The organism is Lactococcus sp. DD01 (assembly GCF_001578715.1).
GTDB lineage: Bacteria > Bacillota > Bacilli > Lactobacillales > Streptococcaceae > Lactococcus > Lactococcus petauri.
Map to the genome: position 1 here is coordinate 283379 of NZ_KQ968939.1, position 15834 is coordinate 299212.

At 37.4% G+C, this 15834-nt stretch carries 14 protein-coding genes; 12 read left to right on the forward strand and 2 right to left on the reverse strand.

Translation table 11 applies throughout. From position 1 onward, the window contains the following. On the reverse strand, nucleotides 1-400 hold a 400-nt coding region (locus tag LACDD01_RS01420), incomplete at its 3' end, for a DUF421 domain-containing protein (protein WP_156468507.1). A gap of 15 nt (nucleotides 401-415) precedes the next feature. Beyond that, nucleotides 416-862 carry a DUF3290 domain-containing protein gene (locus LACDD01_RS01425; RefSeq protein WP_019292381.1) on the reverse strand — a complete coding sequence of 149 codons (447 nt, stop codon included), beginning with the start codon at nucleotides 860-862 and terminating at the stop codon, nucleotides 416-418. 262 nt (nucleotides 863-1124) lie between these two features. Here LACDD01_RS01425 and LACDD01_RS01430 point away from each other — a divergent pair, with 262 nt between their 5' ends. From LACDD01_RS01430 to LACDD01_RS01485, 12 genes are all read left to right on the forward strand, one after another. Beyond that, nucleotides 1125-2522, forward strand: coding sequence for an APC family permease (locus LACDD01_RS01430; protein WP_019292380.1), 1398 nt, complete (start codon nucleotides 1125-1127; stop codon nucleotides 2520-2522). A 145-nt stretch (nucleotides 2523-2667) separates the two neighbouring features. Then, on the forward strand, nucleotides 2668-3183 hold the full coding sequence (rimM, locus tag LACDD01_RS01435) for a ribosome maturation factor RimM (RefSeq protein WP_017370130.1): 516 nt from the start codon (nucleotides 2668-2670) through the stop codon (nucleotides 3181-3183). 1 nt (nucleotide 3184) lies between these two features. Then, entirely contained in the window at nucleotides 3185-3913 is a 729-nt protein-coding gene (trmD, locus tag LACDD01_RS01440) for a tRNA (guanosine(37)-N1)-methyltransferase TrmD (RefSeq protein ID WP_061412927.1), read from the forward strand. Continuing rightward, entirely contained in the window at nucleotides 3913-4497 is a 585-nt protein-coding gene (locus LACDD01_RS01445) for an HAD-IA family hydrolase (protein ID WP_017370132.1), read from the forward strand. Before trmD ends, LACDD01_RS01445 begins: the two co-directional genes overlap by 1 nt. Continuing rightward, on the forward strand, nucleotides 4494-4892 hold the full coding sequence (locus LACDD01_RS01450; RefSeq protein ID WP_050810949.1) for a DUF1149 family protein: 399 nt from the start codon (nucleotides 4494-4496) through the stop codon (nucleotides 4890-4892). Before LACDD01_RS01445 ends, LACDD01_RS01450 begins: the two co-directional genes overlap by 4 nt. Before the next feature lie 23 nt (nucleotides 4893-4915). Further along, complete coding sequence (locus LACDD01_RS01455) at nucleotides 4916-5758, forward strand: DegV family protein (RefSeq protein ID WP_061412929.1); 843 nt, start codon at nucleotides 4916-4918, stop codon at nucleotides 5756-5758. A gap of 226 nt (nucleotides 5759-5984) precedes the next feature. Further along, nucleotides 5985-7511, forward strand: a complete 1527-nt coding sequence (locus tag LACDD01_RS01460; RefSeq protein ID WP_019293582.1) for a YfcC family protein — start codon at nucleotides 5985-5987, stop codon at nucleotides 7509-7511. A 48-nt stretch (nucleotides 7512-7559) separates the two neighbouring features. Then, the gene (locus tag LACDD01_RS01465; protein ID WP_061414115.1) at nucleotides 7560-8903 is read left to right on the forward strand and encodes a M20 family metallopeptidase; all 1344 of its coding nucleotides are present in this window, start codon (nucleotides 7560-7562) and stop codon (nucleotides 8901-8903) included. A 189-nt stretch (nucleotides 8904-9092) separates the two neighbouring features. Continuing rightward, on the forward strand, nucleotides 9093-10289 hold the full coding sequence (locus LACDD01_RS01470; RefSeq protein ID WP_061412932.1) for a CCA tRNA nucleotidyltransferase: 1197 nt from the start codon (nucleotides 9093-9095) through the stop codon (nucleotides 10287-10289). Next, nucleotides 10286-11680, forward strand: a complete 1395-nt coding sequence (locus LACDD01_RS01475; protein WP_061412935.1) for a C69 family dipeptidase — start codon at nucleotides 10286-10288, stop codon at nucleotides 11678-11680. Before LACDD01_RS01470 ends, LACDD01_RS01475 begins: the two co-directional genes overlap by 4 nt. A gap of 172 nt (nucleotides 11681-11852) precedes the next feature. After that, nucleotides 11853-13697, forward strand: a complete 1845-nt coding sequence (locus tag LACDD01_RS01480; protein ID WP_061412938.1) for a glycerophosphoryl diester phosphodiesterase membrane domain-containing protein — start codon at nucleotides 11853-11855, stop codon at nucleotides 13695-13697. 102 nt (nucleotides 13698-13799) lie between these two features. Continuing rightward, nucleotides 13800-15650: an ABC-F family ATP-binding cassette domain-containing protein gene (locus tag LACDD01_RS01485; protein WP_061412941.1), complete on the forward strand. Its 1851-nt coding sequence runs from the start codon at nucleotides 13800-13802 to the stop codon at nucleotides 15648-15650. Nucleotides 15651-15834 lie beyond the last annotated feature (184 nt).

Here is a 15834-nt window from a genome sequence, read left to right on the forward strand (position 1 = left end):
TTACATTTTGAACTTCATAAATTCCATTAGAGCGTAGCTTAAACATAAGTTCATTTGCAGAAATCCCATTTTTCAAACACTCCGTAACTTTTATTTTTCCATCTTGAATTAAAGTAAGTGGCTTTCCGTCTACGATGACTTTAATATAACGATTATGTTCTTTAGCAAATTTTAGGAGAAGTACAAGAAGAGTCCAGATGATTAAGACAAGGACAAATTGCAAGACGGTTATAGAATCATTATAAATGACACCTCCAATTATCCCACCTAGGACATAATTTTGAACTTGATCCATTGCTGATGAAGGTGCAAGATTACCTTTTCCCATGATGTTAATTTGGATAATTAAACAAACAATTCCGAGGGCAAATTTGATTATTATTGGACTGTATAATTGCATAGCTAACCTTTCTTATTATTTAGAAATAATATTGATTTTATTATTGAGCAGATGGGTTTCGGTGATAGTATAGGATTGCTGATCGGCATTGAGATTGACCGTGTAAAAATCATCTTTTACTTTTACAATGATTCCATCAGTAAGTTGAGTTGAACTTACCAGAATGTCTTTTTGCTCAACCTTCATATTATCTGCAAATTGCTCAACAAAATTGACCATTTGAGAGGATTGAGAATGCCGTGACTGATTAACCTGATAATTTGAATACTGTATTCCAAGAGAAAGGATGAGGAACAAGAAAAAAATGAGACTAAGATCTCGATATTTCGTCTTGATTCGATGCTTCAAATATAACGAAAAAACAACGATAAGTAGTATGAGTGAACCAAAAATGAAAATATACCATAGGTAATCTGTTAAGCCCGCTTGTGTTTTCAAGAAACCAATATCATAAAAATTCATAAAACCTCCAATAAACTATCTGCAATTGTCTCTTAATAACCAATATATTATTAAAAAATTCCACAATTATATACTATCATAAACAAACTAATATATATATAAAATATTTTTCATTCATAAACTTAAAATAAAAAACACAATAATTGTTTGTATAATTTTAAATAAAATGGTACAATTTTACCTAATTAAAATTTTTAATATTTTAAATTATAGCTTATATCCATGGAAAAATAAGCTATAAGAAGAAGGGAGAAAAAGAAATTTGGGATTTTCGACAAAAGCAAAATTTGAAACCTACAGTAAAAAGGACAGTAGATTAGAAAAAACATTGGGGGTTAAAGACTTCTTGGCTTTAGGAGTGGGAACGATTATTTCTACTTCAATCTTTACTTTACCAGGAATTGTTGCTGCACAATTTGCAGGACCAGCTGTTGTATTTTCATTTTTGATTGCTGCAGTTGTTGCTGGTATGGTCGCATTGGCCTATGCTGAAATGGCCAGTGTTATGCCCTTTGCTGGCTCAGCCTACTCATGGATTTCAGTGCTCTTTGGTGAGGGATTTGGCTGGATTGCGGGTTGGGCCTTACTTGCAGAATACTTTATTGCCGTAGCCTTTGTAGGCTCGGGCTTCTCGGCTACATTCCAGCATATTCTAGCAACCTCTAATATACATTTACCTGCGGCTTTAGCTAATCCACTTGGCACTAATGGTGGTATCGTTGATATTATTTCTTTAATTGTTATTTTAATTGCCGCTCTTCTTGTATGGCGGGGCTCTAATGATGCTGGAATAATTGCGCAAATCTTAGTTGTGTTAAAAATTATTGCCATTATCACATTTATTGTTGTAGGTTTAACAGTGATTAAACCCCAAAATTATACACCGTTTATACCTAAGCACAATCCTACTACAGGCTTTGGAGGTTTATCGGGAATTTTATCGGGTGTTTCAATGATTTTCCTTGCTTATATTGGCTTTGATTCGATTGCGGCTAATTCAGCTGAAGCTAAAAACCCCAAACGTACAATGCCTTTAGGTATTGTAGGCTCGCTCATCATTGCCGTGGTTCTGTTTTCAGCAGTCACGCTTGTTCTTGTCGGCATGCATCCTTATACTGAGTATGCAAATAATGCAGCTCCTGTATCTTGGGCTTTGTCAGAAGCAGGTTTTCCTTTGGTTTCACAAGTGATTTCAATAGTTGCTGATGCCGGAATGTTTATTGCTTTACTGGGGATGATTTTAGCGGGGTCTCGACTGATTTATGCTTTTGGTCGTGACGGAATGCTTCCAAAAGTATTGGGAGATGTAGACAAGCGTGAGAATCCAACCAATGCTTTGGTTGTTTTAACTACGGTTGCAATAATTATTGGGGCTTTTTTCCCATTTACCTTCCTGGCACAATTGATTTCCGCAGGTACGTTGATTGCTTTTGTCTTTGTTTCGATCGGGATGTTTGCTTTACGTCCGCGTGAGGGCAAAGACTTACCACAAGCAAGTTACAAAATGCCATTTTACCCGATTTTACCAGCTCTGGGCGCAATAGGCTCGATTATTGTATTTGAAAATCTTGATTCACTTGCGAAACTATACTGTTTTATCTGGATTTTGTTAGGTATTGTGATCTATTCTTTGTATGGTGCGAAGCGCGAAAAAAATTAAAAATTTTATACCGATTTGAGGATTTATCAAATCGGTTTTTACTTTAATTAAAAGTTAATTACCTCAAAACTAACTTTTTTTAAAGGAAGAAACACTTACAGAAGCATATAGGGAAATAATACGTGAATTATGGTAAAATATCTGTATGACAAAATTTTACAATGTAGGCACAATAGTGAACACACAAGGGCTTCAAGGAGAAGTTCGTGTGATTTCAGTTACCGATTTTGCTGAAGAACGTTTTGCAAAAAACACAATTTTGGCTCTTTTTGACAAAAAAGGAAATTATGTCCAAGATTTGAAAGTTAAATCATCTAGAAAACAAAAGAATTTTTATATCGTCAAATTTGATGGCTTTTATCATATTAATGATGTTGAAGGCTTTAAGGAATTCACTTTAAAAATAGCTGAGGACAAGTTGAAGGATTTGGACGAAGGCGAATTTTATTATCATGAAATTATTGGTTTAGATGTATATGAAAATGATCAATTAATTGGACAGGTTAGCGAAATTCTTCAACCAGGTGCAAATGATGTGTGGGTCGTCAAACGTAAAGGTAAGCGTGACTTGCTTCTTCCTTACATTCCACCTGTTGTATTGAATGTTGATCTTCAAGCTAAAAGGGTGGATGTAGAAATTATGGAAGGTTTGGACGATTAGGATGAAAGTTGATATTTTAACAATTTTTCCAAATATGTTCGACTCACTCAACCAATCGATAGTTGGGAAAGCACAAGAAAAGGGACTGCTTGAACTTCATACCCACGATTTTCGCGAAAATGCGAGCAACAAGCAAAGATATGTGGATGATATGCCTTATGGCGGAGGTCAAGGCATGTTGCTGATGCCGCAACCTATCTATGATACAATGGATAAGATTCCGCATGAAAAGGCGCGTGTGATTCTTCTCGATCCTGCAGGCAAACGCTACAATCAAAAAATGGCTGAAGAGCTTGCCCAAGAAGAACATCTAATTTTTATTTGTGGACATTATGAAGGTTATGATGAACGAATTAAAGATCTAGTGACGGATGAGATTTCGCTTGGCGACTTTGTCTTAACAGGCGGAGAAGTAGCAGCTACTGTTATTGTTGATTCTGTAGTACGCTTGCTGCCTGGAGCTTTAGGTAAAGCAGCCAGTCATGAGGATGATTCTTTTTCTTCAGGATTACTTGAGTATCCGCAATATACACGTCCAGAAGAGTTTCGTGGGAAGAAGGTCCCAAGCGTTCTGATGTCCGGTCATCACGAAAATATTCGTAAATGGCGCTTGACGGAGAGCTTGAAAAAAACTTTAGCACGACGTCCGGATTTGTTGGAGCAATACGAGACAAATGCAGAAGAAGAGGAGATTTTGAAACAGCTAAAGATGGAAAGTGAAAAATCTTGATGGCTTGGAAAAATTATATTTGGGATTTTGATGGAACACTCTTCAATACCTATCCTGTAATGTTAGAGGCCTTGCGTGAAGCAATGAAGCAATCTTCAGTAGAATTTCCGGGCGATTTAGAAGCTTATATCAAACGCTTCTCTATTCGTAAATTCGCTTTTGAGTTTGCAGACGATGACTTTCTTGATTTGTATCATAAAATAGAAGCAGAGATGCAAGTCAATCCTCAGGTTTACCCTGAAATCCCACAAATTTTGTCAGAAATTGTAGAAAATGGCGGACAAAATTTTGTCCTCAGTCATCGTGATGATGCTACCTTTGAATATCTGGGTGAACTAAAAAAATACTTTACGGAAGTCATTACCAGTCAGCAAAATTTTGCACGGAAACCAAGTCCAGAAGCTTTGGAATATTTGATTCACAAATATAAGTTGGTGCCAGAAGAAACAGTCATGATTGGTGATCGTCCTCTTGATATTGAAGCAGGTATAAACGCAGGTGTAGCCACTTTGCTTTTAGATGAGAAAGCATATTTTGGAGACATCGCCGACAAGAAAATAAAAAATTGGAGTGAATGGAAATGACATTAACATTAGAACGTGATAAAGAATTTGTAAATCAATTTCACTATGATGCACGTAATTACGAATGGGAAAAAGAAAACGGAACACCTGAAACAAATATCAATGTACAATTTCAGTTAGTACCTCACGATCAAGTACCTGACGGAAAAGTTGCTGCAGAAGATACAGCAATTTATGCTATCTTGACATATATGATTCCTTTGGAGAATATTGTCTTATCAGGTATGCTCAGCCAACTTAACTACATTCGTGGTCGCCAAGTGAAAGAGCAATCTGAATTAGAACAAGAAGAAATGGCTCAAATTGCTGACCCACTTTTTGATCTTTTGAAGCGCTTGGTGTACGAAACAACAGAGGTTGCCCTTGACCAACCGGGCATCAACCTCCAATTTTAAGGATTTTTTCAAGATTATTTATTATGAAATTAGCTATTATTACAGATACTTCGGCAGACTTTGCCGAACAATATAAAAATCGTGACGATTTATTTGTCTTGGAAATTCCCATATCTATTGAGGGAAAAGAATATAAACCAAGTGAAATGACACACCAAGAGTGGTATAAGTTGATGGCCGCAACTTCAGAGGCGCCTAAAACATCACAACCAAGCATTCTTGAATTAGAAGAATTACTGCGAACACTAAGACAAGAGGGCTATACTCATGTTTTAGGTGCTTTTTTGAGTTCAGGAATTTCAGGTTTTTATCAAAATGCATTTTATCTACAAAGTGAATTTGAAGATATGGTAGTCAAGTTTCCTGAAACCTTTATCACCTCTAGTCCACTTGGCTATATGATTGAGACAGCACTTGATGCGGCGGATGCCGGAAAGTCATTTGACGAAATTATTGCTCAGTTTGAGTATCAAAGAGAAAATGACAATGCCTTCATGCTTGTAGATGACCTTCATTGGTTAGCTAAAGGGGGGCGCCTGTCGAGAGGTGGAGAACTTTTAGGAACACTCCTCAATATCAAACCTATTTTACAGTTTTCAGAAGATGGTAAAGTTGTTGTATATGATAAGGTGCGTACAAGCAAGAAAGCTGTGTCAGAGCTAAAGAAACTGATGCTTGCGAATAGTGATCCAAAGTCGCACAAGGTCTACGTTCTCCATGCTGATGCGGAAGATCGTGCGAAAGACCTTTATGATTTTGCCAAAGCTCATGGCTACGATGATGTCGAAATCGTAACATTTGTACCTGTTATTGCAACTCACCTAGGCTTGGGTGCGATTGCTTACGGGTTCTCACCTAAGAAATAATTTATTGTATAAAAATTAATTGTGAAAAGAGAAGGAAACATTTTAGTCATTCCTTCTCTTTTTTTGGCGTTTTATAAAATAGTTATTTTTAAGGAAGTGTAAACGCAATCATATAAACGTTGAGAAATAATTGTCTATTTATTTCAAGTTTTGTTTGACTTTAAGTTAAAAAAATATTAAACTAAAGTTGTTATTATACGCATAAATATACATTAGGAGGTATATAATGGAAGCAAAAACTGAAAAGAAAAAATTCCAAATGCCATCGGCATACACGATTCTTTTCATCATCATTGTCCTTATTGCAATCCTGACCTGGTTTATTCCAGCAGGACATTACAAAGTAGATGATGCTGGCAATATTATTGCTGGATCATTTACACAGGTAGCTTCAAACCCTCAAGGGATTTGGGACATGCTTATGGCTCCCGTTAATGGGATGTTAGGTATTGAAGCAAATGGAAATGTACCTGCTACGCCAGCCGCAATTCCTATCTCATTCTTTATTTTAATGGTAGGTGGCTTTTTAGGTGTAGTAAATAAAACCGGTGCACTTGAAGCAGGTATTGCCTCAATCGTTAAGCGTTTTAAAGGTAAGGAGAAGATGCTGATTCCGGTCTTAATGATTCTCTTTGCACTTGGGGGATCAACGTATGGGATGGCGGAAGAAACATTGGCTTTCTATGCTTTGATTATCCCTGTCATGATTGCGGTTGGTTTCGATACGGTCGTGGCAGTTGCCATCGTTTTAGTTGGCTCTCAAGTTGGTTGTTTGGCTTCTACAGTGAATCCATTTGCTACAGGTGTAGCTTCTCAAGCAGTTGGTATTTCCATGGGACAAGGTATGGGACTTCGCTTCTTCATGCTAGTCGTACTTACAGGGATTTCAATTCTCTATGTTTATCGTTATGCTTCAAAGATTGAAAAAGATCCTACAAAGTCTTTAGTTTATAAAAATCGCGAAGCAGATATCCAACATTTCGACATTGCTTCTATTGAAAAACAGGAAAATATTACGCAACGTCAAAAATGGGTCAATGTTGTTTTCTTCGGAAGTTTTGTCATTATGATCATGTCACTTGTACCATGGGATATGTTGAATGAACACTTTACTTTCTTTAATGACTTTACTACTTGGCTAACATCAATTCCAGGCTTAGGTGTTGTTCTTGGTAAGAGCATGGTGCCGTTTGGTGCATGGTACTTCCCAGAAATTACAATGCTCTTCATCGTTATGGCCGTTGTGGTTGCTTTCGTTTACCGTATGAAAGAATCTGAATTTATTTCTGCCTTTCTCGAAGGTGCATCAGACATGATTGGTGTTGCTATCGTCGTAGCTGTGGCACGTGGGATTCAGGTTGTGATGAACAATGGGATGATTACAGATACAATCTTGCATTGGGGTGAACAAGGTCTTCAAGGACTTTCATCAAGTCTATTTATTATCTTAACGTTTATCTTCTATTTGCCAATGAGTTTCTTGATTCCATCAACATCAGGTCTTGCTGCTGCTACCATGGGAATTATGGGTCCAATGGGCGAATTCGCCAATGTTTCAAAAGATCTGGTCATTACTGCTTATCAATCTGCATCAGGTATTTTGAACCTTATCACACCAACATCCGCTGTTGTTATGGGTGCACTTGCTATTGCACGCTTTAATATCGGAACATGGTGGAAATTTATGGCCAAGTTGATTGTGATTCAGTTGGTTGTAATCATGATTATCCTTGGAGTTGCCGCAGTATTATAAAAAATGAATAAAAAGCTTTCCATCGGGGGAGCTTTTGTTGGAGGTCACATGAAAACTTTTATTACAGATGAATATCAAATAGCAGCTGTGCAATCACTAGGACGTTTAGTCAAACATGCCTCTGTATTAGACGAGAGTGATTCTGGTCCAGGCCATCCTTTTGGGAAAAAAGTTTTAGGTGCTTTAGAAGAAGTCTTGGAACTTTGTCAAGAATTAGGTTTTAAGACTTTCCAAGATCCTGAAGGTTATTATGGTTACGCTGAGACTGGCGAGGGCGAAAAACTTTTTGGCTTACTTTGTCATATGGATGTCGTACCTGCAGCAGACCAAGCAGGCTGGGAAACTGATCCTTTTGAAATGGTCGAGCGTGATGGTCTTTTAATTGGGCGGGGTACCCAGGACGATAAAGGACCAAGTATGGCTGCACTCTACGCAGTGAAGGCTTTAATGGATGCTGGTGTGACATTTGACGGGCGAATCCGTTTTATCTTTGGTACAGATGAAGAAACACTTTGGCGTTGTTTGGATAAATATAATGAAAAAGAAGAAGCAATCACCATGGGCTTTGCACCTGATTCTCATTTTCCGCTCAACTATGCTGAAAAAGGGTTGCTTCAAGCCTATCTTACTGGACCTGGCACAAAAGAATTCACATTACAAGCGCCCGGCGCTTTAAATGTCGTCCCCGATCGTGCGGCTTACACTTCAGAAAAATTAGCAGAAGTAAAAGCAGCCTTGGCAGCGCATGGTTTTTCTTATGAAGAAACCGAAAAAGGAATTTCCGTACAGGGCAAAAGCGTACATGCTATGGCTGCACCAGAAGGGATAAATGCCACTTTACGTTTGGCTATTGCCTTAGCAGAAGTATTTGACTTCAAGCCACTTGATTTCTTGGGTAAACTTGTTCAGGAAAATGCCACAGGTGAAAATGTTGTGGGCAAAGTTATGGATGAACAATCTGGTGAATTAACCATGAATTTCACAGATATTGAGATCACTCCTGAACATACAAAAATCGGTGTGGATATGCGTATCCCTGTAACTATTGATAAAGATGAACTGGCTGGAAAGCTTGCTGCTCAAGCAGCGGATTATCAACTTGAATATAAGCAATATGATTGGTTAAATCCTCTCTATGTGCCGGTAGAAAGTGAACTTATCCAAACGCTTCTTGCTACTTATCGTGAAATTACAGGAGATATGACGGAGCCAATGGTTTCTGGAGGAGCTACCTTTGCTCGGACGATGCAAAATTGTGTAGCCTTTGGAGCCATGTTTCCTCAAACACCCGACTATATGCACCAAGCTAATGAACAATGGGCAATTACGGACATGCGTAAAACGATGGAAATATATGCTGAAGCCATCTATCGCTTATGTGCAGTGAAGTAAGCACGCCCCATAAAAAATGATTCTCCTTAGAATCATTTTTTATTATAAAATAAGAAGAAAGTTGAATAACAATAACTTTTTCTCCTAAAATATCCGTATTCTCATTACTCTTTGGCAGTAAAAGTTTTTATATTTAAAAAAGATTTGCTCAGTAACTCTTTTTCAGATGAAAAGTGCTAAAATAGTAGTATGAAACTAGAGAATTTGCCGTCAGAATTTGTACAAGCTTTGCCGGTTTTGGAAAAAATACAGGCACATGGTTTTGAGGCTTATTTTGTAGGAGGAAGCGTACGGGATGCGCTTTTGCAAAGGCCAATCCATGATGTGGATATTGCAACCAGTGCATATCCGGCTGAAACCAAAGCCATATTTCCGCATACCATTGATGTGGGAATTGATCACGGTACCGTGTTAGTCTTAGCTGGTCAATCTGAAGCTGAACACTATGAAATTACTACTTTTCGTACAGAAAGCACTTATACAGATTATCGCCGCCCAGATTCTGTAGATTTTGTCCGAGAACTTTCGGAAGATTTAAAACGGCGCGATTTCACGATTAATGCCTTTGCTATGGATACTGAGGGACAGATTATTGATTTGTTCAATGGTCTTTCTGATTTATCTGGGTCACGTTTGCGTGCTGTTGGAATTGCAACGGAACGCTTCAATGAAGATGCGCTTCGGATTATGCGTGCAATGCGTTTTGCTGCAACTTTAAATTTTAATGTTGAAGAAGAAACCTTTAAAGCTATGCAATCGCGTGCTCATCTTTTAAGCAAAATCTCTATTGAACGTATTTTCATTGAACTCGACAAGTTGCTTTTGGCTAAAAATTGGAAAAAAGGCTTAGAAATATTGTTAACTTCGCAAGCTTATACTTTTTTGCCGGACTTGCAAGAAAAAGCTATACAAGCTTTACTTCAAACTCTAGAGACGCACTTTACTTTTGTCAATTCAGAGCAAGCTTGGGCTGCGCTCTTAGTGCATAGTGATCAGATAAATGTTAAAGCTTTCTTGAAAAAATGGAAGGTGTCGAATGACTTTATCAAATATGTGTATGATTTGACAGAAGCCTATAAGCTTGAAAGTTGGAGTTTAGAGAGCATTTATCGCTATGGGTTAGAAAAAGCTCTGCTGGTTGATCAGCTAAAAGTTGCCGCAGGGCAAGATGTTGATTGTGATCAGGCTTATATCTATGATGCAAAGCTCCAGATACATAGCAAGTCAGAGCTTGCAGTAACTGGAAATGACATTATTCAAACATTTAATATCAAGCCAGGTCCAATTTTAGGGAAGCTGCTACATCAGATTGAAGAACAAGTCGTTAACAACCAATTAAAAAATGATAGAAACAAAATTTTAATATATATTAAGGAGATTCTATGATTACTCGTAAACAAGGTTCATGTACTACTATTTTGGTGGGGAAAAAAGCCTCAATTGATGGATCGACACTTATCGCTCGTAATGACGATGGACATGAAGCACTGGATCCACAACGCTTTGTTGTGGTTCAACCAGATCAACAACCGCGTCATTATAAAGCTGTGTTAAGTGCTTTGGAACTGGACCTTCCAGAAAACCCAATGCGTTATACTGCTACACCAAATGCTGTTTTAACAAGCGGAACTTGGGCTGCTGCAGGGATTAATGCTGCAAATGTTGCAATGTCAGCTACAGAAACAATTACAACAAACCCACGTATCTTAGGACTTGACCCTTACAATGAAGAAAGCGGCATGGGAGAAGAAGACTATGTTACTCTTGTCTTGCCTTACATCCACAGTGCGCGTGAAGGTGTTGAACGCTTAGGTGCCCTTCTTGATCAATATGGAACATATGAACCTAACGGTATTGCTTTTGCTGATAAGGAAGAAGTTTGGTGGTTGGAAACAATTGGTGGCCATCATTGGGCAGCAGTACGTATTCCAGATGATTCTTATGTGGTTGCGCCTAACCGCATGAACATTGATCATTTTGATTTTGAAAGTGAAGATACACTTTGTTCAAAAGATTTGAAAGCACTGATTGATGAAAACCATCTTAACCCAGATTTTGAAGGTTATAATTTACGTCATATCTTTGGTTCTAGCTCAGTTAAAGATAGTGTATATAACAATCCACGTACTTGGTATGGTCAAAACGCTTTGGGAACGCCAAGTGACGATCCTCAAAATCCAGAATTGCCATTCATCTGTAAAGCCACACGTAAAATTTCAGTAGAAGACATGAAATTTGTGCTCTCAAGCCACTTTGAAAATACTGAATTTGATACTTACGGTACAACAAATACGCCGGAACAAGCACAACTTTTCCGTCCAATTGGGATCAACCGTAACCACAGTGTACACATTTTACAAATCCGTAATCATGTTGATGAAAAACTTGCAGGTATTCAATGGTTGGCATTTGGGGCAAATACCTTCAACCATGTCGTACCTTTCTACACAAATGTTGATGATACACCAGCTTGCTATCGTGATGCAACAGCGACATTTGACTTGAATAATATGTACTGGCTCAGTTGTACAGCAGCACTTCTTGGTGATACAGATTACAGCAAGTACGTTGATTTACGTGATACCTATGAATTGGCAACTGTAGGTAAATCCCGTGAAATCCAAAATAAAACGGATAAAGCGGGAGCTGCAGCAGACCTACAAGCAGCAAATGAAGAATTAGCAGCGTTTGCATTAAAAGCAATGACTGAAATGCTGGGACGCATGGTAATTTCAGGTTCAAATCGCATGAAACTCCGTTATGATTTCAACGATTAATTCTGATAAAAAGCACTTATGTGCTTTTTTTTGTGCCCTATACAAAATACTAAAAACTGTCTATCCTCTAAACGAGCGTAAAGTAGGTTCTTAGTTTTCAAAACATATTGTGCTAAAATAAAAAGAAGAAATTTATCTTACATTTTAATTTATTAAAAAGAAAGCAAGGAAAATGCGTAAAACATTCCAATCAACAAAAGACTTTTTTAAAAATACGTTTCATTATTTTGGTCCCGTCATCTTTTTTCACCTCTTACTTTTACTCGTTGTAGTTCCGACATTAACAGCGACCACTAATTTTTTACTTCACCGTAAGGAGATTGATTATCTGGCTTATGATAATGTACTCTCGATTTTCAGTCAACATCCCCTCACAGCGTTTGCTCTGGTAGGTATTTTGGTCCTGATTGTAGTTTCGGTATTTTTAGAATTCACTTTTCTAACGATACTGGTTCACTTTGTGAAGCAAAAAGAAAAAGTTACAATTCCTGAGTTACTTTATGCAACATTTTCACGGTTGCGACATCTCAGACCTTCTCTTATCTTATTTTTCTTGTTTTATTTTATGTTAGTTTTGCCTTTAAGTGGTTTTGCCAGCGGTATAGACATTATTTCCGCTATTCAAGTGCCTAATTTCATCTTGGAGTTTATTGCAACTAACAATTGGTGGCTTTTGACAGCCTACATTTTACTGACTTTATTATCCATGTTTATTGGATATCGTCTAATTTTTGTTCTGCCGCTCATGATTTTGCAGCAGAAAAAACTTAGGACCTCATTGAGTGTCAGCTGGCAGATGAGCAAAGGAAAATTTAAAGTTTTCTTTTTCCGCTTTATAGCAATTTTCATCAGTTTACTGGCTTCTTTCTGGGTAATCAGTCAACTCTTGATTTTGTTGCAATCCGCAATTGATCATCACATGCCTCAAATAGCGTTAGCATCTGCGACGATGATTATGTTTATTATCCAAGTTTCAGCTTTACTACACATGCTTTTGTCACTGATTTTGATTTTCTATGTGGTCATTAATTTGTTAGAGGAATTAACACCAGAAGAAATCTATGTTGAGCTAAAAGCTTTTCAACTATTGCCTAAAGGTTGGCGTTGGATGAGCCGAAGTTTATTGGGGTTTTTTACAGTCCTGTTTATTGCGCTCATTGGTGTTTTTAACGTTTATTACCTCAGCCAGGATACCTTATCAAATCCACTTATTATTTCACATCGTGGTGTGTCCGAGAAAAATGGTGTTCAAAATACAATTCCCGCCTTGATTGAAACTAGCCAAACCTATCATCCAGATTATTTTGAGATGGATGTACGTGAAACAAAGGACAAGCAATTTGTTGTCATGCATGATGAAAATTTACGTCATTTAGCTGGAGTGAACAAGAAAGTAAATGAATTGACTTTAGCTGAACTCACCAAACTCACTGTCCGAGAAAATGGTAAATCTGCCCCTTTACCAAGCTTTGATGAATACTTGAAAGAAGCAGATAGGCTTGATCAAAAATTACTGATTGAAATTAAAATCCCGCTTAAGGAAGATGTCAATGCAGTAAGTAAAAATTTCTTGCAACGTTATAAAAAAGATATTGAAGCAAGAAAACATCAAGTACAATCTTTAAGCTTTGATTTGTCACGCAGTCTAAAAAATCATGATTCATCTGCTTTTGTATCTTACATTATGACCTACAATCTTATCGGAGTACCGAAAAGTAATGTTGATGCATTTTCAGTTGAAATATCGACATTGGATTCGGAATTTGTGGAAAAAGCGCACGATTATGGTAAAAAAGTTTATGCTTGGGATGTTAATGATGCCAATACAGTACAACGTATGCGTCTATACGATGTTGATGGCTTAATCACAGATGATATACCGGTAGTCAAGAAAACTATCGAAAATACGCAAAGCGGTATGAGCTTTGCACAGAAAATTCGCATTTACTTATTAGATTTAGGAAATGCAGATTTAACAGATCTGAGCTCAGATAGTTTTTCTAGTTTTAATGTGTAGTATTTAATGTTGAAAGGCAAAGGGTCAAGGCTCTTTGCCTTTCTTAACTTGTGCTATAATAAATAAGAGCATTCAGAGAAAAAGATAGGATTTAGATAGAACATGGCAGATTTTTTAGTATCAGAATTAACAAAAAGCGTAGGAGATAAAACACTTTTTGATAAAATTTCATTTATTATACATAACCTCGATCGCATAGGGCTATTGGGCACAAATGGTACAGGTAAAACAACCTTGCTTAATACGATTGCGGGCATTCAAGGTTTTGATGGAGATGTTTCTCCATTTACTCACCCCCAAGATTATAAAATTACCTATTTGACTCAAGAGCCAGATTTTGATGATGAAGCAAGTATCATGGATACTGTTCTGGATGATTCACTCCCCCAAATGAAGGCCATAAAAAGATATGAAGTTGCACTTTTAAATATTGAAGATTTAAGCAAATTTGAACGTGCCCAATCTGATATGGATGCTTTAAACGCTTGGCAAGTAGAAGCAGATGTGAAAACAGTTTTAACAAAACTCAAATTGCCAGATTTTTCTTCAAAGATAGGCTCGCTTTCAGGAGGACAAAAGCGCCGTGTGCAATTAGCCCAAGCGCTCGTCAATCCGTCTGATTTACTTTTGCTTGATGAACCTACCAACCACCTTGATGTGGATACTATCGCATGGCTGCAAAACTATCTCAAAAACAGTAAGAGAACAGTGCTTTTTGTGACACATGATCGTTATTTTTTGGACAATGTGGCGACGCGTATATTTGAGCTAGACAAGTCAAAACTCAAAGAATACCAAGGGAATTATCAAGATTATTTGGCGCAACGTGCTGAAGCAGAGGAACGTGAAGCTGCAAGCTTGCATAAAAACCAACAGCTTTACAAATCAGAATTAGCTTGGATACGCAAGTCTCCGCAAGCACGAGCAACTAAACAACAGGCACGTATTGACCGTTTTGAAAGCTTAAAAGAAGATGTACGTACAGATAAAGACTTGGGTGATGTAGACATCAGCTTGGCGACGACACGTTTAGGAAAAAAAGTCATTAATTTTGAAAATGCAGCTTTTGCATTTCCTGATCGTCCAATCTTTTCTGACTTGAACTGGATTGTACAGAATAAAAGTCGTGTTGGTATCGTTGGTGATAATGGTGTAGGTAAATCAACCTTGCTCAATATTATCGCCGGAGAACTTGAGTTGACGTCAGGAACGATGGATATCGGTGAGACTGTTAAGATTGGATACTTCAGTCAAGAAATACGTGGACTTGAAGAGGATAAACGCATCATTAATTTCTTGGAAGAAGTAGCTTCCGCTAGCCAAAATACAAGCGGTGAGACAATTTCGATTGTTAATCTTTTGGAACAATTCCTCTTTCCGAGAAGTACACATGGGACTTTGATTCGTAAACTTTCTGGTGGTGAGAAGAAGCGCCTTTACCTCTTAAAAATATTATTAACACAACCTAATGTTCTGCTCTTGGACGAGCCAACCAATGATTTGGATATTGCAACTTTGACAGTTTTAGAAGATTTTCTTGCAAAATTCCCTGGCGCTGTAATTACCGTAAGTCACGACCGGTATTTCCAAGACAAGGTTTCCAATGAGCTTTTGGCTTTTGAGGATGGAAAAATTAACCATCTTTTTGGTGCTTATAGTGACTACTTGGCGACAAAAGTGGCAGCTCCTGTGGAAGTAGCAGCTCCGAAAGTTGATACACGCGTACGCGAAGATGCAAAACCAAAGATGACTTGGGCCGAGAAGCAAGAATGGGCAACCATCGAAGAAGATATTGCAAAATTAGAAGAACGAATAGAAGAAATTGATTCTGAAATGAACGAAAATGGTTCAGATGCCGGTATGCTTTCTACTCTTCAAAAAGAATTAGATCAAGTAACGACAGAACTTGAGACAAAATATGAGCGCTGGGAAATGCTCAGTGAAAAAATATAAAAAGCAAGCGAGTTCTTGCTTTTTTTTTCTTTTTCTATTTTGATTGTCATAATATATTTTTAGATATGAAATAGTAAAATAGACTATAGAATTAATTAATGATGAGGAATATGTACATTTATAAAAAATATACTTCCCCAAAAAGGGATTAGTTATTATTTTCAAATTGAAAAATCATTATTTA